This is a genomic window from Paenibacillus sp. FSL K6-0276, assembly GCF_037977235.1.
Classification (GTDB): domain Bacteria; phylum Bacillota; class Bacilli; order Paenibacillales; family Paenibacillaceae; genus Paenibacillus_AQ.
Genome location: NZ_CP150276.1, coordinates 254,610 through 277,025, shown reverse-complemented (window position 1 = coordinate 277,025; position 22,416 = coordinate 254,610). Strand labels below are relative to the sequence as shown.

The following is a 22,416-nucleotide window of genomic DNA, read 5'->3' as shown; positions in this document are numbered from 1 at the left end:
CGAGAACGCAAAAAGACACCCCACAAGGTGTCTTTTGCTTTGACCTTTTCAATATCTCTATTCTGTAAGAAACCGCGCTCTATACACGTTACTTCGCTGATTCAAACGCCTTGATCTTCTCTTTATATTGATCCAACAGATTAGCTAAAGCTTCCTTAATCGCGGTGGCATCTTTGGATTTAGCTGCACTATTCAGATCATTTTGCGCTTTGAAGAAGGCTTTATCAGCTTCACTAGGTTCTTGGGTAGAAGTCGATTCTACAGCCGCAGTCGCTTCTACAGCTTTAATTGAAGTAGAGATGTTACTCTCCACCTTCTTATCTTCAGGTAATTCTATCTTAAGGCTGCTACCAGCTTCAATATAACTCACGGGCAGAGCTTCGGCAGATAGAATTTCTTTCGATAATATAACTCCCTCCGCCTGCTCAGAAGGTACAAGCTCGGAAACTGCGGTTATACTAAATCCAGCAGCCTTGTAATATTGATCTAAAGTCTTCTTCCAGTCTTCTAGAGTATTCGGTGCGTATGTTTTAGCCAGTTCAAGTGGATCTGCCCAATCAATGTTTGTTAATTTTACGGAAATTGATCCACTAGCTGCCGGAGTAACCACGGCTGCGGCCGTTGTTTTCGCACTATGATCCTGAGCTCCACTCGCCGCGTTCATTGCAGACGGTGCGGCAACTGCGGACACTAGTAGGGCGGACAACGCTAACTTTTTAAATAACATCTGTTGATTCATAAATACAACACTCCTCGTCGATTCGAATGATCTTACAAGTCCAAGCTTACAAAATCGGTGTGGCATAACATTGGTTAATTTGTGGAAAAACGATGGCAGACCCCTATACCCACCTGTGGATTGATATAATTGCAGAAGAATAATCTGGAGGTTACCGAAATGAATACCAACTATCTCATTGCCGTAGTTGACGATGATCAACATATACGTAATCTTGTAGAGGCTTATTTACAAAAAGAAAACTACCGCACCATTGGCCTCAGCAGCGCTGAGGAAGCATGGACCTTATGGCAGACAAGCCCGCCGGATATGTGGGTGCTCGACGTTATGCTCCCCGGCATGGACGGATATGAATTTTGTCGGCGAATTCGTAATGAAGCCGAAGTGCCAATCATTATGATCTCTGCAAGAGATAATGAAGTGGATAAAATATTAGGCTTGGAGCTAGGTAGCGATGATTATCTGGTCAAACCATTTAGCCCTCGGGAGCTAGTTGCTCGCATTAAGCGCCAGTTACAACGCTGGTATAAAATGAGTAATCCAGTGGAACCCGCAAGTAGTAGCCCACACACATCGACGCATATTGAAGTTAGCCATCTACAGTTATTACTGGAAGAAAGACGTGTGTTCTGGCATGAGAAGGAGATTGAACTCACCAGCAAAGAATTCACCCTCCTAAAAGTATTCGCAGCTTCTCCCAACCGTGCATTTACAAGAGATGAGCTACTAACTCATGTATGGGGAGATGACTACTTCGGGAGCGACCGTGCCGTGGACCATTTAATTAAACGAATGCGGAAAAAGCTAGACCTGCTGCCGATTGAAGCCGTATGGGGACATGGCTATCGCATGCGTATAGAGGGGGGCGTGGAGATCGATGAAGCTAGCACATCAGATTAATTTAGCCTTTAGCATTGCCTTGGTACTACTCCTGTCTATTACCGCTGTCGTGATCCATTTTGTGCTGCTCAATCATTTTGTCGGAACACAAAAAGAGGAATTACGGACCATTGGCTCTGCCATGTCTGCTACTATGGTTCAGGGAACCACTTACACGGGAAACATCGAAACTGAGCTCCATGCGCTGCCCGCGATCATGCCCTCCACTGTAGGCACTGCAAGCGTTGAGGCCATACTTAGCGATGAGACAGGAAAAGTCTTGTCCACCTCACCGAAGATGAGTTCAATCGCAATAAACTCCAATGCTCAGTTTGTCACAGGCCAAACCACTGATCTCCAGAATATTTGGAATGGAACAGATACAAGGTATATAACAGAAGTGAAGGCTACGCCGATAGGCACGCTAACCCTGCTTACACCTATGAGCGCAGTCACAACGATTGAACAAGCTCTACTCAAAAGACTACTGATCGTTTTCGGTGCAGCAGGTGCATTTATGTTCCTGTTTGGTTTATTTATCACGAAAAAGCTAATCCATCCTCTAATGAAGCTGCAGCAAGAGCTGAAAAAGGTAAAGGAACGCCACTTCTCAGAGGTGAAACTGATCAAAGCTGGTGGAGAGATTGGCACTGTTGCCCAATCGGTATATGACATGGCTGGTGAATTGAATCGATTCAACCACGTGCAGAAGCAATTTTTTCAGAATGCCTCCCATGAATTAAAGACCCCACTGATGTCTATCTCTGGTTATGCTGAAGGGATCAAGGATGGCGTCTTCGAGGGCGAAGGCATCGATAAAGGTCTGGATATCATTATGAGTGAGAGTAATCGTCTGAAGAAACTCGTTACGGAAATGACTCTGCTTGCGAAGCTAGATAGTGAGGAAGATATATTTAGAACTAGCGAGATCTCTCTGGACGATTTAGTTGTAGAAACAATTGAACGCATGAACCCTCTTTTGATAAAAAAAGGGCTGACCCTACATGTATCCTACGACGATTGCGAACCACTTACGGTCCGTGCCGACAGAGATAAGCTGTTACAGGCACTTCTTAATGTAGTTTCCAATGCAACTCGTTATGCAAACCAGCATATCTATATTCATGTTTCGATTAAAGATGGCCAGGTCATACTATCGGTTAGCGATGATGGCCCTGGCATTTCAGAGGACCTACTTCCATACTTGTTCCACCGATTTGTAAAAGGAAAAGATGGCGAATCAGGACTAGGACTAGCCATATCCCGTGCGATCGTCGAGCGCTCCGGAGGTCTGATTACAGCAGGGAACCGTAAGGATGGCGGTGCAGTGATCACTATGGGATTTCCTACGCTCTCTCCTACCTGAACAGTCCTATCTCTCTTCTCTTCGATATGGGCTTAAGATTAGCAGTATAACAAATTATATTTAGAACAAACAAAAAGACACCCCGGACGGTGTCTTTTACTTCTACTATATAACTCGATGCTGAACCCACTTCTTACCCATGAAGCGCCGGAGAAATATCAATCCTCTGATTCCCCACTCACAGTTCATAGCTAACCAAACCCCAAGAATGCCAAAGTTCAGAACAATACCCAAGATGTACCCGAGCACCACACGGAACAACCACATACTCAGCATAGAAACCATGGATGTAAACTTGGAATCACCCGCTGCTCTAAGCGCCGATGGTGTAATGAAGCTAAGAGACCACAGCGGGATTTGTGCCAGTGTATTGATAAGGACAATCATGAAGATATCTCCCACGATCTCAGCAGGTGGATGGAATATCGACACTAGCGGATTGAAGAAAGGCATAACCAGCAATCCCATCACTACAAAGGAAAGGGAAGATGCTACGAGAAACGATTTAATAAATTTTCGGGCATCCTTAACATTATTGCTTCCCATACATTGTCCAACTACTGTAATAATCGTCAAAGACAGCGCATTACCCGGAATTTGCATTATCCCTGCAAAGGAAGAGGCAATAGCATTAGTGGCAAGCGCGTAGGTACCAAGATTGACGATAAAGACTTGCGTCAGAATCTTACCACCATTAAAGAACATTTGCTCCGCCGCAAACGGCATACCGATGAACATTATTTTTTTGAGCATGGAGAATTGAACGACCAGTAAGTCACGAATTCGAATATGCAGTTCATTGTCCATCCGGAACAGATAATACAGCGCACATATCGCTCCCAAATATCGAGCTATGTTTATAGAAATGGTCATTCCTAGAACGCCCATATGCAGAAGGTTAATAAATACGAGATTCAAGAGGACGTAAACTAAGTTCATAATTAGCGATAGCGCAAGCGAGGCTCTCGTCCTTCCGATTCCGCGAAGAGCACCACACACTGCCTCTACCACAGCTATACCAAGATAGGAGACACAGCTCCCAATCAAATAAATTCGGGCGTTGTGCATAACCTCAGGTGAGGCCGCCCCAAATAGTAAGTTCAACAGCGGATTGTGAAAAAGGATACCAAACATACCAATAGCAAACGCCATAAGGGAAACTGATGAGGTAGCACCTGCGGTAGCTTTTGATACCATGAGGTCATTGCCACTTCCTTTATACTGCGCTACGACAACTGTCCCACCTGTTGATACCGCGATAAATACACTAATGAGAAAAAGATTAAGGGAATCAATCATGTTCACCGCACTGATAGCCGCCACACCCGACGAGCTGATCATGGCTGTATTCACTAGATTTAGCCCTACTATAAAGGCCTGATCCACCAGAATAGGGATGAATAAAGCAATCATGTGGCGATAATCTAACGATTCTCCTGAAAAATATTTTTCAAGAAACCGCACACTTCGCTTCGTATTTACATTAGGCTCCATCTTCGCTTCACTTCTTTTACATTAGAGTTTTCCAAATTTGAAATATCCTTAAAAATAGAAAAAGGCTCTTCAGGTTGAAGAGCAATTCAAAGGCATAGCTAATTTATAGGCACTTAGGTATGCGGTCGAGAGGACTCGAACCTCCACGGGGATTAACCCACACGGACCTGAACCGTGCGCGTCTGCCAATTCCGCCACGACCGCACAAAATATAAAAGAATCATGCAGTGCAGAATTTAAATTAACATAATTTAGAGGAATGGGCAATACCAAATATAACAGAAAAAAATACCGATGTCCCACTAGAGAACATCGGTACAATTTTTAGTTAGAACAGTCAGATTATGAAGCTTTCTCAAGCATACGGTAGATAATTACTGCCGCTTGAGCGCGGTTTGCTATGCCCTTAGGTGCAAATTTACCACCATCTACACCGTTAACAATACCCAATTGGGTCAGTTGTGCTATAGCGTCCTGTGCGTAAGGAGCAATACTGGACTTGTCTGCAAACTTGCCCAGCGCTGCATTCTTATCAATCGGCTGTAGTTTATTTTTCAACGCATTAGCAATCATAATGGCCATCTCTTCGCGGGTCACTTCACGGCCCGGTTCGAACTTACCATTTCCAGAGCCTTGTACAAGTCCGGCCTTCACCGCAATAGCGATAGAATCCGTGTACCATACCCCTTGTTTAACATCGCTGAACGTACTAGTTGCTCCCGAACCAGTCAGATTCAGTGCGCGAACTAGCATCGTAACGAATTCTGCACGGGTCACTGTTTTGGTTGGTGCAAAAGTGTTTGCATCCAATCCTTTTATAATGCCTTTAGCAGCCAAAGCTTGAATAGCCTCTTGCGCCCAAGCTACCTTACCCAGATCCTTGAAACTTGCTGCTGGAGCAGTAGTTGGCGCTGGCGTAGCCGTTGGTGCTGGCGTTGCTGATGGTTTCGCGGTTGGAGTCGGTGTCGGGGTTACAACAGTAGAGCCGTCGCCACTGCCTGATCCCGTATCAGCCTTCTCTTTGTTAGTAATACGACCTTCAATGGCCGCCTTAATCTCTTTACCATTAAACGTCTTCACAATATATTTGTAGAATACATCCAAATCAATAGGTCCAGCCAGTGAATCACTCGCTTTAGTCAGAACCTTGTAGTTATCCCCACCCGCAGCCATAAAGTTATTCACTACTGCCGTATATTTCTGCGTAGGATTAATTGGTGTTCCGTTGGTTAGCGTAAGACTCGTAATGCGATCTGCCACTGGCAGATTCATAATCGCTGTATATTTCAGTCCAGAAATTTGCAGCGTTTTGATATCTGCTGTTCCGTCAGCTTTCACATTCCATTGCTGCTGAAGTAACGTTTTGATCTGGTCTCCAGTTAGTGTCAACTTCACAAGTGTGTTACCGAACGGCTGGATTTTGGCAAGGTCTCCGAAAGTCACATTACCTCTAGGCAGATCCGCGCGGATACCGCCTGGATTCATAAAGGCAAAATCAGCAGCCCCAGCACCGTCACCGAAGTCAGCAGTACGCATAGCGTCAGCAATCAGGTTGCCAAGCGCAGCTTCTTTGGTGTATGCATCCGTACGAGTAACGGTTCCGTCTGTTGTACCCACTGGTTGGGTCAGTTCTGGATGCTTCTTAAGGTAAGCATCAACCAGCGCCACACTTTCTGGATCCGGTGTTACACCGTCTTGGAAGGTAGATGATACCACAGCGGACTTACTCTTCACATCCCCTGTTTTATGGTCAATGACCAACTTAATGTCTTCAAATGCTGTACCGTAAGAGTATGCTTGTACAATCAACTTGCCATTTACAATACCGTTTGCCAAAGCATGGTTATCACCAGCAACGATAACGTCAACTGGGGAATCTGCAGGAAGTGCTTTGGCCAGATCAGCCGCTTCACCTGTAGTTACACCGTCTTTAGTTGTTGCCGGATCATGCGCAAGCACGATAATCGTTTCTACACCCTTATCTTGCAGTTCCTTCGCATACTTCTCAACAGCTGCCACTTCTTCCTCAGGAGTGAGGAAGTGCACGCCCACCGTTCCGGAAGGTGCAACCTTACTTGGTGTGGATTTGGTTACAAGACCTATAAAGCCGATCTTCACACCACCGACTTCTTTGATTACATAAGGATTGATAATTGGTGTACCTGTCTTGCTGTCCACCGCATTAGCATTCACATAATCAAAATCAGAACCAGCATGAGTAATTTTTTTGTCCTTTGGATCGATACCACCATAAAGCTGTGTCATCAGTGCTTCAACACCTTGATCAAACTCATGATTACCAAGAGAACCCACATCAAATTTCATCATATTCATCCAAGCATGAGTCGGCTCATCGCGTTCAAGGGATGATACAGGAGCCGATGCTCCAACGGAGTCACCGTTATGGAAGAGCAAGGAGTTCTCGTACTTTGCACGAGTTGCTTTCAAATAAGTCGCGAGATAGGCAGCCGTGCCTACAGACTTATTGCTCACTGTTGAAACCGTGTCTAATTGACCATGGAAGTCATTGATTCCAAGGAGGTGAACTTCAACATCTGCAGTTGGCGCAGGAGTTTTCACACTTAGATTCAGTTTGAAAATTCCGAAGCCTTTATTGTCTTGCTGACCCGTATCGGAAATGTTGGCAGGAAGCACGCTTGCTGCTTTAGGCGTTGTTGTGAACGTTACATCCACGTCACCTTGGATAGGTGCCAAGGACCAATTGCCATCAGCCGTCGGATCAATCGTTCCAGCTTCACTAATATAGTCCATCAGGACCTGGCGATTCTCATCTTGAGAGTCTACAACCAGCTCTGCACCTTTAACACCCGGGAAGTTACCGCCACCGCTTGCACGGTAATTGTTAGTGACAACAATGAAATCCTGATTAAGATCTAAAGGCTGATCGTTGTAAGTCACTTCCGTTACACGACTCGATGAAGCATCATTAATAGAGCCATCCGGATTGTACTTCGCGTTTTTCGTCACATCAATTTTATATTGGACCCCATCGATTACATCAAAGTTAAAAACTTGGAATTTCGGGTTCAACAGAGACTGCGGAGTCGAGATTCCAAGTTTGATGCGGTTAAATGCACCCGCGCTCATTTCCAACCATTCTTTTACAACAGAACCCTTAACCTTGATCGCTTTAAGCGTGTTGTCGTATAGATAGAGGTCGCTTGCGCTACGGATAGTCAAGTTGCCTTTATCTATACTAGTGTATTCTTCTGGGCCGTTACGTCCTGCTTTAAAAGGAGCGCCCACACTTAGAATCGGTAGGTCCTTATATCGAGGAACATTGACATCAATATAGTTCTGAACGTACCATTTCTGTGCATACGTAACGAGTTGAACGGTAGGATCGTCCTGAACCATTGCGAAGTAACTGTTCATTGGAGCCGTAGTAACGCCCAGCTTCTGACCAGTATAAGCAATAGTAGCCTCATGTGCCGATGCAACGGCAGCATCTACAGCCTGGTCAGGCTCGACCGTTGGAATATTAACTTTATTCTCTGTCTTATAGATAGAACGAGCAAAAGCTTTTGAGCTTTGCTTATCTACCGCCCAACCTTTGTCGCCTTGTACAATATCCAGATCGATTAGACCCAAATAAGCGCCGCCGTAGCCAGCTTGTACAGCAGGCGTACCGTTAATGTGGCCATTCACATTATCGATCACAGCTTTATCGTTTGCGTAAGGAAGTTTAGTTCCCGGATCTTTGAACGAAGCATCCAGTGTGGCGTCATTTCCCGTCGGGAATACCTTATGGGTATGTGAGAACGTGATCGCATCAATACCCGGAACCTTACTCAAGGCATTAATGTCATTCTCGGAACCATCCCCTACAACAGCATTGACATCAAACCCAGTATGGGCCATAGCGACAATGACATCTGCTCCAGCAGCTTTCATTTCTGGGACAAACTTCGTAGCCGTTGCGGCAATATCTTCAACGGTAACTTTGCCTTCCAGATTAACCTTGTCCCACTCCATGATCTGTGGAGTAACTAGGCCGATCAGTCCGACTTTAATCTCTTGTTCTTGACCATTACTATCTTTTAATTTCTTATCGAGAATAACATAAGGAGAAAAGGCATTCGTGCCATCTGTTTTATAAATGTTCGCATTCACATAATCAAAATTTGCACCAGTAGTTGACTCATTACCATCACTACCATTTATAGTACGATCTAAAAATTGCAATCCATAATTGAATTCATGATTCCCAAAAGTCGCGGCGTCATATTTCATAACATTCATGGCCGCAATCATCGGATGAATCTCAGTAGGATCTTTCAGTTCCGATTTTTTCGCCACGTACGTACCTAGCGGGGTTCCTTGAATCAGATCCCCATTGTCAAGCAGGAGGGTGTTAGATTTTTCGCCTCTGGCTTGTTTCACCAAACTTGCTGTGCGGTCAAGACCGACAGTTACCGATGCCGCATTCTTAAAGTAATCCCAGCCATACACATTGGTGTGCACGTCTGTTGTGCTCATCAACCGGAGCTCAACCTTTGCTGCAGATGCGGGTGAAGCAGCTACCTTGTCTGGACTCCAAACTGTGCCCAGAACGACTCCGCCTAGTACCTGCGCTGATAGCACCGCAGTTGCCAGTACGGACGCAAGTGGCTTATTCCATCGTGTCTTCCATCCCATAAAAATTTAGTCCTCCCTATCATTTTTACATATATTCGGTGATAGTATATCACACAAATATGACGAAGAAGTATATAATTGTAAAATTAATGTGAAACTATGTTAAATATATTAACGTAAGAAGAAAGGCCTAGGTTATGTTATTATTTTATTAGGCCAAGGGTCTCTAGACACACAAAAAAAAACACATCTTATACAGATGTGTCCTAAAATAATCGTTATATAAAGTCTGTAAAAGTCGAATTTTTGTCCGATGATACTTATTATCCATTCATGGCTGTAAGCCAAAAACAAATGGCAGTGACCAAAGACAAAGGTGTCATCACAAGTCTCTCTTTTATACTCTTCGATAATAAATTCATTACGGTATTGACAATTAGATAGACTGCGAAAAAATAACATACGCCTCTATCAAAAGGTGATCCAATAGAAATCACATGGCCTGCCTGCAGTAAGTACAAGATTGCAATCAGCTGTATGACTACTGAAATCGCACACGCAACTCTCATCTGTGAGGGCATGACTCTATGTTTCCCACCCATTGCAAATTCACCATAAGGTAATCCTAAAGACAGTAATATGTAAAGAATCGCCGCTCCCGCAAAGGTAATACTTCCAATCCATGCAGATAACATCCTTCCACCCATTTTCATATTAATGATGAACCAGCACAAGCAACACCAGAATATCTGAGTAATATAGAATTAAATAGACCAATGGGGTGATCCACGAATGTCAAACAGAGCAAAGATTCGCAAGCGAGCTGAACAGCTCAAGGGTAGACCCGTGTGCATTACGCTTCATGATGGACGTACGTATGTAGGATGGATAACCGGCCTCGATAAGGATGGATTGACCCTTGCCAAACCACGTAAAAATAAAAAATCAAAAAGACACTCTTCTTCCCGCTCCCGGAAAGCAAATGTATCTGGACTCATGCCGTTATTCGGCTCACTTTTCGGAATGGGAGGAGGGGCTGCCGAGGCTGCAAGTTCAGGTCCTTCAGGATTCGGTGGAATTATGGGCTTCGTAGGGATGATACAAAGAACTATGCCGGTTGTGAAGATGGGCTACAATATGATTAAGTCTATTTCCCCCTTCCTTAATGGACTAAAAGGTTTAATGGGATAATCAAAAGACACCCCTCAAGGTGTCTTTTATTTTCTCTCATGAACTTATCAGTTTCTTTAACAGTCTCCCCGCAGATCTTACCCGTGAGCGCTTTAAATGCTCCTGTACATAGCGATAGTCCGTCAATTCAACACTAGCATCACGGATCGCATAGTTAAAATCATCATCAAAGGGTAGACGATATTCCCAGACTCGCTTCTCCCAATGTGGTATATTTGCAAGCATCCACGGATCGTCGATTCCGGGATGAATATAGGTTTCACTAACACCATTAGGTAGCGAATACAGCTTGGCGATAATGGATTGTTTGAAACGATCGTACGTCTCACCTTCCTCCACACCAAAAGGATGCGACAACAAGTAATCTGGAATAGCAACCCCAAGCGTATCCGCCAGCCCCGCTCCAAGTGCAACTGGACGTTCAATATTTTTCAGCGATCCCAGAAGGGGATCTTCTGCATGAATGTATCGGAAGAATCGTGAGGGCAAGCCCCAGCGGGAAATTCTCCACAACGTCTGTGGAAGCAAGCTGCGTCCCGTTTCCATTCCATATAAACTTCCCATATGGTTGTCTACATGACTAATCGTTATTCCGGATTGCTTCACTCGCTCGTACTGCGCAACAATCTCCTTCAACACAGCTTTTGTGCGTGCCCCCTGCTCAAACTCTTTTACCGTCTTAAATTGATGACCACTCTCGTCATGGAGAGAAGGATCACCGGTTAGACTACTCCAACGCAAGGCTTCAAATTCACTAGTCATCGTCAAATGGAGGCCCACATTACGTTGCTGCCTACGGCTACACCATGCAGCAGCCTCCTCGAATCCAGGGGCCACTGCCATAATCGTTGCTGATGATACTTTCCCCTCTTCCAGTAGATGCATAATCGCCTGATTCATGGCAGGGCTTTGCCCAAAATCATCACAATTGATGATTAATCTTCTGATCATAGTCAGCATCACCTCTCAATTGCCCCGTAAATGTGAATTTTATAGTAAAAGATATGACAACAGATATGGCTAGTAGACATAACGGTACCACACTTATTAAATACCGGAACGTTGCTTCTGGATCAGACCCCGGATCATCGCCACCTTTATAACCAAAGATCATACCCACAACGAAAAAGGCCAACGCCGAGATTAACCCACTTGAACGAGTAATAAATCCGCTTACCGCAGTATAGATACCTTCTCTTCTCAGACCTGTCTTCTCCGCATCCTCATCAATAATCTTGCCACCTACGATCGCTGGGGTTACTAGAAATCCCGCTAATCCGAAACCAACAACAACGCCTGCAGCAACACCACTTACGAGATCATAACCGAACCATAGCGGAATTACAGATAAAGCATATAGGATCAGAGATAGCCGCCACGCCTTGACCCCATCCATCTTACGAATAATCCAATACCATACAAACACTAATGGAATGACCGACACAAAGACAGCTGCGAGCAAGATAGACACCTGTGCTTCTGAGATATGCAGTACATATTTTGCATAAAAAGGAATCATCGAACTAACAAGTCCATTCACCGTTTGGGCAAAAGAGTTCGAAATATTAAACACCCAGAACTTCTTATTCCGAATCGTCTCCCGAAAGGCCGGAATCAGCTTCAACGGCTCGACCTCTGTAGACTCTTTCTTCTCTTGAACGTTCATCATACATAAGAACATAAACACCCCAAACAGACAAGCATATACAATAGCCATATTAGAGAAGTTAATCGCTGCGAAAAGGATTGGCGTTAAAGCAGTACCGATTAGCAGAGCAACCACTTGATATCCTTGCTGAATCGCAGAGGCTTTTGCCCGAATACGATCTCCACGGAAGAGCTCTGGAAGCAGTGCGCCATAGTTCACCCACAAGACCGTAGCCACAGCCTCATAGAAAATAAGCGTCACTAGAAACCAAGTGAAGAGTCCATTTTCGGATAATCCGCCGGGCGGGGAAAACACAAGCACAAATGCCAGCATAAATAGTGGAATGGAACCGAACACCCAGGGTCTGCGCCGACCATAACGAGTATTTGTGCGGTCTGACCAGTATCCAAATAGCGGATTGTTCACCGCATCCCAGATCAGAAAGATTGTTCTGGCTAGTGTAGCAAGTCCTATGCCCAGACCCAATTTCTCCACATAAAAATAACTGTAAAAAGAGCTAAAAGCCTGACTGGGTACCATCATCGCAAACATCCCTAAAGCAAAGGTGTACGGGGAATTCATCCATTTATGCTTCACTCACATACCTCCCATATGGTAATCATCTAGTTGTAATATATTACCACATCTTCTGGAAGTTTAGTGACAAATTTGATCCAACCTAATGCGTTTCCTCATCATAAAAGGAGGGCTGAACGCGGATGTTTACACAGATCAAAAAAGCGCTCAGTAGTATAAACTACCGAACACTTTCCTAACTCTACTATAAAACGTCTTTTAGCTTATTCCGACTCTGAATATCTAAAGATGAATAATCACGAATTTCGCATCTTTTTCCGTTGATGTCAGTCAGTATGATGCGGTTAAGACTCGGGTATTGCATATGCTCATGCAGGTTTCGCATGACTATTCGGGTCTGGCCCAGATTCGTTTGCAGCTCCCAAATCCACATATCTGCCTTCTGTTTGATGGAATCAATACGGGTAACAAGTGGAAGAAAGTATCGTAGCTGCAATTCTTTGTCCACTTCCGCCCGACTTTCTTCATCCAGCTGATCAATGTCACGAATGACACCAATCTCCTCACTCTTAGAATTACGCACAGAAATATACTGGGTGTTGTATTGAAAAGGAAATATACGAAAAAGGATTAGTTCTTCATAAACCTTACCTTCTACCACGCCTTGAAACACCCCGCCTTGACTACGGCTGAAGGAGATCATACCCGGTTCAAAAATGTTAATTTCATAGGGATCTTTATCTTTATCTTTATCTTTATCTTTAGCTTTCAATTCATCACTGACGCTGATTGGATCACTCATTCATTTCTACCCCCTTGATCTGGGACATTTCCTTCTGTGCCTCAACCAGTTTGAAGTAAGCCCCTTCCACTGCAAGCAATTCTTCATGCGTACCCACCTCAATAATCTTACCGCGTTCCAGCACGACAAGCCGATTCGCATTTCTTAAGGTAGACAATCGATGGGCAATCGCGAATGTCGTTCTGCCTTTGACCAGACGCGAAATCGCTTCTTGAATTTGCCGCTCAGTCACCGTATCTACTGAGGCTGTTGCTTCGTCCAGAATTAGAATCCGCGGATCGTGAATTATTGCTCGGGCAATAGACACTCGCTGTTTCTCCCCGCCGGACAGCTTATGTCCACGTTCTCCTACCCTAGTGTCGTAGCCATCCGGCAACTGAACGATAAAATCATGGGCATTCGCTATTTTTGCGGCACGCATAATTTCCAACTCCGTTGCGTCCGGTTTAGAATAAGCGATATTCTCAGCAATCGTGCCGTCGAATAGAAACGTCTCCTGTAGCACTACGCCGATCTGACTCCGCAGGTCAGACTGGCTAATATTTCGGATGTCCACACCATCGATGGTGATAGTCCCCTCATCTGTATCATAGAATCGGCAGATCATATTGATGAAGGTCGACTTTCCAGCACCTGAATGTCCGACCAGACCGATCATCTCTCCTGCACCCACTTTTAAATCCACGTTCTTGAGCACAGGATGATGTTTTTCGTATCCATAAGTGACCTGTTTAAACTCTACCTCACCATTTACACGACCGATGTCAGCTGGGTTCGCAGTATCAGGCACATCGGATGGTGTATCCATAATCTCGAATACCCGATCCGCCGCTGAAATTGCATGACTGGCCCAATTGATCATTTGGCTTACCCATTGCAAAGGTCCGAGCAGCATACCCAGGTAAGTAACCAAAGCGATTAGTGTACCAATGGATAATTGTCCATCAAGCACCGTTCTGCCGCCATAATACCAAATCAATAATGTACCTACACCGGCAACTAACGCAAAAGCGGGAAACATCCCCTGCCACAAGCCTTCAATCCGAATATTGTGCCGAACCAATTCCTTATTAGCGACTGTATAACGTGACATTTCCGTAGTTTCCTGACCAAATGCTTTAACCACACGAATCCCCTGCAGAGAATCGCCAACCAAAGCGTTTAGTCTGAAAATGGATCTCCACTGCTGGTACCAACGTCTACCAATCATTGGCCATAATACAGTCGACAGTACGACCATAAGCGGCATAGGCAACATGGCTAGCAGCGTTAACTTCCAATCCATACTAAACATAATGGTGAAAATAGCGATCACCCGCAAAGATTCACCCGAGACCCAGATTACGCCATCGGTCATGAATTGCCGCATCGCCTCTGAGTCATTATTCACCCGTCCAATGAATTGTGAAGACTGTCTTCGATCAAAGAAAGATAACGACAATTTCATCAAGGAATGATACACATCATGACGCAGATCACCCATGATTTTGGAACCAATCCACACCCCAATAAGTCCACGCACAGTCTGCATTACAGTCACCACCAGAGATGTGGCTGCGAGCCCGATCACAATCCATAGAAGCGTGGAACCCATATCCTTTTCTGTTAACACATTATCAACAATCATTTTGGTCAAAAAAGGTGGAACAAGCTCTACCAATGTAGTAAAAATCAACATAATCGCTGCTGCAATCATTTGAATTTTGTAAGGTTTGGCATAACTGAGCATCCGAAACAGAACCTTGCCGTTGCTTTTACATACCGGACAAGCTTGAGAATCATCTGGTAGAGGATTGCGACATTTTGGACAATGTCTTGGGAATTCTTTTTCAGAGGCCGTTGGCCGCTCCTCGCCTTTAGCCACAGCAGCAATTAATTTAGACGCAAATCCAAATATAGAGGTAAGTGATGCTGTATAACGTATAAGAATCATTGGACCCTCTTTAGTATCAACAAGTAACGAACCTCCGCCTACTCCGCCTACTACTCGGGCATCGGTTATGCTCGAAACAAAAAGCTTCGAAACCATTCTCCCGTCCGTCCCCCAAACGGAAACTTCCTTCTCAGTCAATACAAGCCACTGCTCACCGAATTGGCCATCTTTCATTAAATCAGACATAAAGTGAAATAACGGTTGTTCCGTAAGCTGCATTTCTATAGACTTGGGAAGTTTATCAATATGTAGCATTCTTTTCTCCCCCTTCTTTATCCATCTATTTACTCACATATATTTACAGCGGTAAAGATGAAAGAATGACTATAATTATTTTGTATAGTTACTTGAGCAACCAAAAAAGACACCCCTAAAGATGTCCTTTTCATTACTTCCTATAGTTGTCTTTTGTGAAAAAATTGATCAAATGTAAACAAAATCATGGGGCTCTAAAAACAAATCCGCTGTAACTCTTCTGTTGGTGGGATGACCTCATAATTCAACACCTAAATTAGAGCCTTCGTAGTTAAAAATGGATTCATTTTTTTATGTATAACGGGTTAATAAATGTTCCTGCGGTAATTTCAAGCAGTTTATACGATTGCACTCATGACTTATTAAACAACCGGATGGATCGGATTCTAGAAATCTGCACATTATTTACGACGGCGAATGTTCATGCGATTATACATCACTAAGCCGGCAATGACCATGCCGAGCGTACCTATACTACTCGCTACTCCAGCCTGCATACCCAACAAAATACAAAGGTTAGTAACCAAGCTTCTTGTAAGCAGCGCGACAATAATCAGCATGAGCGGGCGCCAAATATTATATCCTCTCATTTCAGTAACACTCCTAACCCATTTTTTTTTAAACTCTTAATATAATTAATCTATAAGTATTATAGCATAATTAAGTAACCGCATACATTTTACGTAACGATAACTGACTTAATAGGAATTCACCCTCGAAGTATACCCGAATTGAACTTCTAACTCCCAATACTCGCCTTCGTTCGACTTTTACTATGGACTTATCCTTTTTTACGGATTATAATAACAAACGAACACCAAAAGACGAACATTAAGGCGGAAATCATGACTGAATATATGCAAATATTCCTGGGCACTTCATTTTCTAGTAAATCACCAAAAGAAATTCAAATATTAAAAGACCATCTCTTTTGCATTAATACGGATGGGATGATAGAAAAAATCGTCGCACCAGAGCACCCCGGCTATCAACCCTTACTAGATACTTATCAAGACCAAGACAATTTCCATCGATTAGATGAAGGTCAGTATTTACTGCCTGGCTTTATCGATTTGCACGTTCACGCCCCGCAGTGGGCTCAATCTGGAACTGCGTTAGACATTCCACTCTATGATTGGTTAAATACGTACACCTTCCCATTGGAGTTTAAATTCTCGGACCTGGATTTTGCAAAAAAGGTCTACGATGATGTGGTTGATACTTTACTCGCGAACGGAACCACTACAGCACTTTATTTTGCAACGGTGCATAAAGAAGCCAGCTTATTATTAGCCCAAATATGTGCGGATAAAGGCCAACGCGGACTCGTTGGAAAAGTCGTGATGGACGACCCTCAGGGAAATCCAGAAAACTATCGCGACACTGACACACACACCGCACTTAAAGATACGGAAGAATTTATCCTAGCTGTAAAAGAACTAGCCAAATCTACTAAGCAAGGCGTTTATCCAGTAGTGACACCTAGGTTCATTCCAAGCTGTACAAATGAGGCATTGCAAGGTTTAGGAGACTTAGCCGCCAAATATGATACTCATATTCAATCGCACTGTAGTGAAAGTGATTGGGCGCACGGTTATGTGCAAGAACGATTCCAGAAGAACGATGCTTTTGCCTTGCATGATTTCGGTCTGCTCCGTGATAAATCTGTCATGGCACATTGCAATTTTTTAGATGAAGACGATGTAGATTTATTTGCGGAGACAGGAACGGCTATTGCGCATTGTCCGATATCGAACGCTTATTTTGCCAATAGCGTCATCCCTATCGCTCATTTTCATTCCAAGGGTGTGGAGATTGGTTTAGGGTCTGATATTTCCGGAGGTTTTTCACCTAGTCTCTTCGATAACATAAGACAAGCTGTAATGTCTTCAAGAATGCTAGAGGATGGCGTTAATCCCTCCCTTCCTGCACAAGAGCGTGGGTTACTGGGATCACGAATCACGATTGATGAATCCTTCTATTTTGCTACTGCTGGTGGTGGTGAAAGTTTAAGCTTACCTATCGGTCGTATCCAAGAAAACTATACATGGGATGTACAAATTATCGATACGAAAACACCATCGGCTAGATTGCCTATCTTTGATGGAAATGAAGATTTACAGGACGTGTTTCAAAGAATGATGTATCTGGCTCGACCTGAGAATATCCGTGAAGTCTGGGTACAGGGTAAAAAAGTTCATTCACGTTAAAGATCGATTAAACTAGAAAATTTAAGGTGGGCATCTGAGTGGAAACACAAGCAAACGTGCAAGATCAAGCTCCATTGAAGACACAGCTATTAACCGTTCTACCCGATGAAAAAGTTTCATTCGGTAAATCCATCATCCTAGGTTTTCAACATGTATTGGCAATGGACGTTTATGTGGTTCCTTTCCTTATTGCAATGTTAATCGGCTTACAACCGAATCAGTCAAGCGCGTTGATTCAATCTACCTTTATTGCTGCTGGACTTGCAACGATTGTACAGACTTATTTCTGTATGAAGCTTCCTATCGCTCAAGGTCCCTCTTATGTTCCACTTGGTGCGATCGTCAGTATTTATGCCGCTAGTGGCGGCGGGGAGCTAGGTTGGAGTTCCGTGTTAGGTGCCAGTTTAATTGGTGCGATCCTGGTTATTATTTTGGGCTATGTCGGGATTTTTAATAAAATCGTTAAAAACTTTATCCCACCCATTGTAGGTGGTACGATCATATTCATAGTAGGTCTTTCTTTATTGCCCGTTGCCATAAGAGACAATATCTATGGAGCCTCAGGCGCTTCAATCAATCAGAACGTGTTATTGGCCCTTATTTCAGCTGGTACACTCCTTTTATTCGTGATTCTCGGTTCTATGTTCCGTAATAAAGGATCTATCTTCCGAATTATTTCCGTCATGATGGCGTTAGTAGTCGGATGTATCTCTGCTAAAATGATGGGTGTGTTAGATTTCTCAGCGATTAACAACGCCAACTGGTTTAGCATGCCGCGGATCGCTTTTGTAGATTTCGGATTTTCTTTCAACTTTTCTGCTATTATCACCATGGTCATTATTTATCTCGTACTGCTAGCTGAAACAACTGGTACCTGGTTTGCTGTCAGCAATGTGATCGATAAGCCTTTAACAGATGAACATATTAACAAAGGTGTTATCGGTGAAGGGATTGGCTGTCTTATTGCTTCTGCACTCGGTTCAACACCTGTTACAGGTTATTCAACAAATGCAGGTATAATCTCCATCACAGGTGTTGCCAGCCGTCGAGTCTTTCTCGCTGTAGGAGGATGGTTTGTCCTCTTCGGTTGTTCTGGTAAACTAGCTGCTTTAATCTCTTCGATTCCTTCCGCTGTAATCGGCGGCGTCTTCGCTATCGTCTGCGGGATCATCGCAATTAACGGTGTGCAGGTGATGAAGAACGTAACGATTGGCGAAAAAGAAATGTATATTATTGCAATACCGATGATTATTACGTTAGCTTTGGTACTCATTCCTAGCGATTACTTACATTCCTTACCTTCTTTCGTGCAATATTTATTGGGCTCACCTATCCTAGCCGCTTCATTGGCAGCGATCTTATTGAATAAATTATTGCCAAGTGGAAAATAAAAGGCGGGCCAGCCCCAAAAGGTATTTATCCTTTTGGGGCTGGCCCGCTTTAAATCCTGCCTATTTCTAACCTTAAAGGCGTTTGACTAGACCAGGCTAAACTCCTTGAATATATTGTCATTAGCTATCCTATTCACTGGCTTTTAATAAATAGGCAGGGGGAGATCACAGTGGCTATCCGTTATAGCATCATTATTCCAACCTATAATCGACTCCAGCAGCTATTGCTCACATTGGCTTCATTTGAAATACAGACCTATCCGAAGCAGCAATTTGAAGTGATTGTAGCAGATGACGGTTCTACAGACGGTACAAAGGAAATGGTTGAAGGCTTTCAATCATCCTATTCTCTTATTTATGCGTCAAGTCCAGAGCAACGCGGTCGATCTGCCGTGAGAAATCTAGGGGTGAGCCATGCAAAAGGGGTATTTATCATATTCTGCGATGCTGACTTTTTGGTGTTCCCTGAATTCATTAGGATTGTAAACCAGTTTCATCGTAAATATCCTAAGTCCGTCCTTTCAGGTATCCCTCACTCGTGGGATAATGCTTACACCCATTATTACCCAGACTTTTCTCCTGAGGAAAAAGAACATTGTCGCAATACACTCACCCCCTCCAACTTATGGAATCCCGACTTTGAAACAGCGACTGAAATTATCCCACTAATCACACCAGATGATATCCTTCAGCAGACGGAGGCCTTGTCAAAAGTCATCTTCCCCTCAAGAGTTCCCCCAAATACTAAAAAGCAATTTGCCAAAACAGATGTAGCTCCTTGGATATTACTCGTCACTCGTTGTGTATCCATAAGGCGTAGCCAGTTAACTCGTGCTGGAGGTTTTAATGAACAGTTTATACTCTATGGACTCGAAGACTGGGATCTTGGCTATCGACTACATCGATTAAAAATCCCTTTTCGCAGCATCAAAGAGGTTGTCGGCGTTCACCAAGAGCATCCAACCCACTTCAGAGGAAATGTCCTAAATGTTGAAAATGTGAAGATCATGTTTAAAAGTTACGGATTCAATGACTCCTCATTAAATTTGTTCGCTCTTCTCTCTCCATCCGAGAACTTAGAGGAATATAAACATACGTTGCGGGTCTTACGGAGGGGATACCGATCTAAGTTAACCCGTTCATCAGCGCTATTGTTAAGAAGAACATTGCGGATTTCAGCCAAACAGTTCTATGAACCCAACGATACCGCAACATACCAAAAGTCGTTACGACGAATAAATGCAAAAGTAAAGAGAAGAAAAAGCCGTGTCGCTCATGTATTACGAGAAATGTTGGTGAAGGCTGAAAAATTGGTGGAGTAAGATTAACCTTTATCAACATGCAATTCGGATTAATCAAATTTGCATGGTTCTTCTGAATAGTCCATATAGACAAGAAAAAAGACACCCTTCAAGGTGTCTTTTTTCTTGTCTATATGGATGAAGGCGTGGACATGTGGAGCCAAGCCACAATTTTTCACGGACTGTACTGATATAAAATAGCCATCTCCATTCCAATGATTCTAGAATGATACCCGAAAGTGTTGGGGTAATGGCAGGCGCTAACATCATGACGAGTCCGATACTACCCATGGCCGCTCCTCTCTTTTCAGGAGGATATATTAAGAGAATCGTATTCATGAGTACTGGCATCATTAATCCAGTACCTGCGTTTGGTGCTCGGAAAAATCAGCTTGAGATGTGATTTCGAATACCACTCACATTATCTGACGATGTTGGGATACCAGGAACATATATTTTCAACCTGATGGCTGGAAAGGATGTTGAAGGAAAGCGAAATAGTAACCGGAAGCTTACAAGGTAAAGGAAGTGTATCTACTGAGTGGTTTGATCGTTTGCGGAGATTGCTCTATCAACTCGTAAATGGAATTTGCTAATACCTGACCTCCCCTTGGCACATCATAATGAACTTCCTATGTTCAGTTACTATAAATATAGTTCATTAACCCGATTCGATCTATAGCGATGAGGTTTGAAATTACAAACCAGTAGTATAGAATTGCATATATACAGAAGGTAAATAAAATCCGCTAGATATTTAAGAATCTAGTCTACAATTCTTCTCGCTAACAATCAAACTCTGTAATTTCAACATAGTCATCAGGCAAGTTGTTAAATGAAGTTCCTTCCATAGGAGTTGCATATTCTCTTTTGCCAGCTACTACTCCATTCTTGAGATATAGCTTTCACATTTTCTCATTAAGTCTGGAGTTCCACGGCGGTGTGTCTGTAAACTCTTTAATGGATTCCGTAATCTGTCTTGCATCTGTCACTGAATAAAGTAGCATTTGAAAACAAATATGAGGAGCCTTCCTGTCACGAGCCATTAGAGTCACTGCAGCAGCAAGTGCACCACCCACACTAGATTTATAAGTTCATTTGGAGGGGTTTATAATGCCTTATCAAGATTTCAGAAGAGCAAACGCCCTACTCAATCAACATATATCGCAAATTGCCGACGATCAGGTTTCATTTCGGATTCAATATTGGGGGTTCATGCCTCTTCATTACAACAATTCTCTGCATCGGCATTCATTCTTCGAAATCTGTTATGTACATGAAGGCTGCGGAGAATACTCGGATAACGGAATCGATTATCCACTGCAGGATGGTACCTTATTCTGCTCAAGACCCGGTATATGGCATCAAATCCGTAGCGAGCAGGGCCTTACATTATTTTTCATTGCTTTTGAGATCGACGAGTCACGGACTTCCGAAACCTATTCTAGGAACTTCCGAAGCTTGATCCACTGTGGAAAAATCATAGCTGAACCGAAAAATGCTAACATTTCCGCTCAGATTTGGCAGACGATCTTTAGCCTCATTGAGAGTAAACAACCCGCCTCCAAGGATATGGTACAGCATCTTGTTCTCTCCTTGTTTCTTTCTTTTCTACATGGGCTCTCTTCCGTGCCGGATCTAAGTGTGAATTCCTTGGATGAAAATACCGAGGAGCATCGCCTGCTAAAGCGGGCTAAGCTTTATATCGAGGATAATTTATCTTCCCCTTTGAGAATTGAGCATATCTCTCAAGAGCTTGGTATTTCCTCACGGCATTTATCAAGATTATTTCAATCCCAGCTGGGTCAGACGTTTGTACATTATGTTCAGGAACGAAGAGTTCAAAAAGCAAAAAAATGGCTACTTAACAGTGACATCGCCATTAAGGATATTGCCAAACGTACTGGATTCGATTCGATTCATTATTTTACCCGTGTATTCACAAAAAAGCTGGGTGTCGCCCCCGCCAAGTTTCGAAAATCCCAGTTCTCAGATGGAAGGCAAAAAAAGAAACAAACATAATATTGCACAAAATGTCATTCTTCTCCCCCATGTAATGATGTCCGAATTG

At 43.4% G+C, this 22,416-nt stretch carries 16 protein-coding genes, 1 tRNA gene and 1 pseudogene; 7 read left to right on the top strand and 11 right to left on the bottom strand.

Annotation, left to right across the window (positions count from 1 at the left end; all coding sequences use genetic code 11):
* Positions 1-88: 88 nt before the first annotated feature.
* Positions 89-739, bottom strand: coding sequence for a hypothetical protein (locus MHH52_RS01300; protein ID WP_340006155.1), 651 nt, complete (start codon positions 737-739; stop codon positions 89-91).
* 159 nt (positions 740-898) lie between these two features.
* Here MHH52_RS01300 and MHH52_RS01295 point away from each other — a divergent pair, with 159 nt between their 5' ends.
* Together MHH52_RS01295 and MHH52_RS01290 are read left to right on the top strand one after the other, a co-directional pair.
* Positions 899-1,639 carry a response regulator transcription factor gene (locus MHH52_RS01295; protein WP_340006154.1) on the top strand — a complete coding sequence of 247 codons (741 nt, stop codon included), beginning with the start codon at positions 899-901 and terminating at the stop codon, positions 1,637-1,639.
* Complete coding sequence (locus MHH52_RS01290) at positions 1,617-2,984, top strand: HAMP domain-containing sensor histidine kinase (RefSeq protein WP_313636571.1); 1,368 nt, start codon at positions 1,617-1,619, stop codon at positions 2,982-2,984. Before MHH52_RS01295 ends, MHH52_RS01290 begins: the two co-directional genes overlap by 23 nt.
* A gap of 105 nt (positions 2,985-3,089) precedes the next feature.
* Here MHH52_RS01290 and MHH52_RS01285 read toward each other — a convergent pair whose 3' ends face one another.
* From MHH52_RS01285 to MHH52_RS01270, 4 genes are all read right to left on the bottom strand, one after another.
* Positions 3,090-4,478, bottom strand: coding sequence for an MATE family efflux transporter (locus MHH52_RS01285; RefSeq protein WP_340006152.1), 1,389 nt, complete (start codon positions 4,476-4,478; stop codon positions 3,090-3,092).
* A gap of 120 nt (positions 4,479-4,598) precedes the next feature.
* Positions 4,599-4,682: transfer RNA gene (locus MHH52_RS01280), tRNA-Leu, on the bottom strand.
* 138 nt (positions 4,683-4,820) lie between these two features.
* Positions 4,821-9,137: a bifunctional 2',3'-cyclic-nucleotide 2'-phosphodiesterase/3'-nucleotidase gene (locus tag MHH52_RS01275; RefSeq protein WP_340006150.1), complete on the bottom strand. Its 4,317-nt coding sequence runs from the start codon at positions 9,135-9,137 to the stop codon at positions 4,821-4,823.
* Between the two features lie 263 nt (positions 9,138-9,400).
* Positions 9,401-9,772 (bottom strand): hypothetical protein, encoded by a 372-nt coding sequence (locus MHH52_RS01270; RefSeq protein WP_340006148.1) that lies wholly within the window; start codon positions 9,770-9,772, stop codon positions 9,401-9,403.
* 97 nt (positions 9,773-9,869) lie between these two features.
* On the opposite strand from MHH52_RS01270, the gene MHH52_RS01265 reads away from it, so the two are divergent.
* Positions 9,870-10,268 (top strand): hypothetical protein, encoded by a 399-nt coding sequence (locus MHH52_RS01265; protein WP_340006147.1) that lies wholly within the window; start codon positions 9,870-9,872, stop codon positions 10,266-10,268.
* A 36-nt stretch (positions 10,269-10,304) separates the two neighbouring features.
* On the opposite strand, the gene MHH52_RS01260 is transcribed toward MHH52_RS01265, so the two are convergent.
* From MHH52_RS01260 to MHH52_RS01240, 5 genes are all read right to left on the bottom strand, one after another.
* Positions 10,305-11,219 (bottom strand): polysaccharide deacetylase family protein, encoded by a 915-nt coding sequence (locus tag MHH52_RS01260; protein ID WP_340006146.1) that lies wholly within the window; start codon positions 11,217-11,219, stop codon positions 10,305-10,307.
* Positions 11,191-12,513, bottom strand: coding sequence for an MFS transporter (locus MHH52_RS01255; protein ID WP_340006144.1), 1,323 nt, complete (start codon positions 12,511-12,513; stop codon positions 11,191-11,193). Before MHH52_RS01255 ends, MHH52_RS01260 begins: the two co-directional genes overlap by 29 nt.
* Before the next feature lie 184 nt (positions 12,514-12,697).
* The gene (locus MHH52_RS01250; RefSeq protein ID WP_340006142.1) at positions 12,698-13,255 is read right to left on the bottom strand and encodes a DUF1854 domain-containing protein; all 558 of its coding nucleotides are present in this window, start codon (positions 13,253-13,255) and stop codon (positions 12,698-12,700) included.
* Entirely contained in the window at positions 13,248-15,443 is a 2,196-nt protein-coding gene (locus MHH52_RS01245) for an ABC transporter ATP-binding protein (protein ID WP_340006140.1), read from the bottom strand. Before MHH52_RS01245 ends, MHH52_RS01250 begins: the two co-directional genes overlap by 8 nt.
* Before the next feature lie 401 nt (positions 15,444-15,844).
* Positions 15,845-16,033, bottom strand: coding sequence for a hypothetical protein (locus MHH52_RS01240; RefSeq protein ID WP_340006138.1), 189 nt, complete (start codon positions 16,031-16,033; stop codon positions 15,845-15,847).
* Between the two features lie 255 nt (positions 16,034-16,288).
* Here MHH52_RS01240 and guaD point away from each other — a divergent pair, with 255 nt between their 5' ends.
* From guaD to MHH52_RS01225, 3 genes are all read left to right on the top strand, one after another.
* Positions 16,289-17,653: a guanine deaminase gene (gene guaD / locus MHH52_RS01235; protein WP_340006136.1), complete on the top strand. Its 1,365-nt coding sequence runs from the start codon at positions 16,289-16,291 to the stop codon at positions 17,651-17,653.
* A 38-nt stretch (positions 17,654-17,691) separates the two neighbouring features.
* A complete protein-coding gene (locus tag MHH52_RS01230; RefSeq protein WP_340006135.1) occupies positions 17,692-19,044 on the top strand; it encodes a solute carrier family 23 protein in 1,353 nt (450 codons plus the stop codon).
* Between the two features lie 170 nt (positions 19,045-19,214).
* Positions 19,215-20,366 (top strand): glycosyltransferase, encoded by a 1,152-nt coding sequence (locus tag MHH52_RS01225; protein ID WP_313636583.1) that lies wholly within the window; start codon positions 19,215-19,217, stop codon positions 20,364-20,366.
* Positions 20,367-20,534: 168 nt separating this feature from the next.
* Here MHH52_RS01225 and MHH52_RS01220 read toward each other — a convergent pair.
* Positions 20,535-20,726, bottom strand: a pseudogene (locus MHH52_RS01220) (MFS transporter); the annotation flags it as partial.
* Between the two features lie 732 nt (positions 20,727-21,458).
* Here MHH52_RS01220 and MHH52_RS01215 point away from each other — a divergent pair.
* Entirely contained in the window at positions 21,459-22,367 is a 909-nt protein-coding gene (locus MHH52_RS01215; RefSeq protein WP_340006132.1) for an AraC family transcriptional regulator, read from the top strand.
* Positions 22,368-22,416 lie beyond the last annotated feature (49 nt).

Coding starts and splice junctions, on each gene's coding strand:
- MHH52_RS01215 (WP_340006132.1), top strand. CDS start 21,459: ATGCCTTATCAAGATTTCAGAAGAGCAAACGCCCTACTCAATCAACAT.
- MHH52_RS01295 (WP_340006154.1), top strand. CDS start 899: ATGAATACCAACTATCTCATTGCCGTAGTTGACGATGATCAACATATA.
- MHH52_RS01260 (WP_340006146.1), bottom strand. CDS start 11,219: ATGATCAGAAGATTAATCATCAATTGTGATGATTTTGGGCAAAGCCCT.
- MHH52_RS01250 (WP_340006142.1), bottom strand. CDS start 13,255: ATGAGTGATCCAATCAGCGTCAGTGATGAATTGAAAGCTAAAGATAAA.
- guaD (WP_340006136.1), top strand. CDS start 16,289: ATGACTGAATATATGCAAATATTCCTGGGCACTTCATTTTCTAGTAAA.
- MHH52_RS01270 (WP_340006148.1), bottom strand. CDS start 9,772: ATGTTATCTGCATGGATTGGAAGTATTACCTTTGCGGGAGCGGCGATT.
- MHH52_RS01245 (WP_340006140.1), bottom strand. CDS start 15,443: ATGCTACATATTGATAAACTTCCCAAGTCTATAGAAATGCAGCTTACG.
- MHH52_RS01285 (WP_340006152.1), bottom strand. CDS start 4,478: ATGGAGCCTAATGTAAATACGAAGCGAAGTGTGCGGTTTCTTGAAAAA.
- MHH52_RS01265 (WP_340006147.1), top strand. CDS start 9,870: ATGTCAAACAGAGCAAAGATTCGCAAGCGAGCTGAACAGCTCAAGGGT.
- MHH52_RS01300 (WP_340006155.1), bottom strand. CDS start 739: ATGAATCAACAGATGTTATTTAAAAAGTTAGCGTTGTCCGCCCTACTA.
- MHH52_RS01290 (WP_313636571.1), top strand. CDS start 1,617: ATGAAGCTAGCACATCAGATTAATTTAGCCTTTAGCATTGCCTTGGTA.
- MHH52_RS01275 (WP_340006150.1), bottom strand. CDS start 9,137: ATGGGATGGAAGACACGATGGAATAAGCCACTTGCGTCCGTACTGGCA.
- MHH52_RS01240 (WP_340006138.1), bottom strand. CDS start 16,033: ATGAGAGGATATAATATTTGGCGCCCGCTCATGCTGATTATTGTCGCG.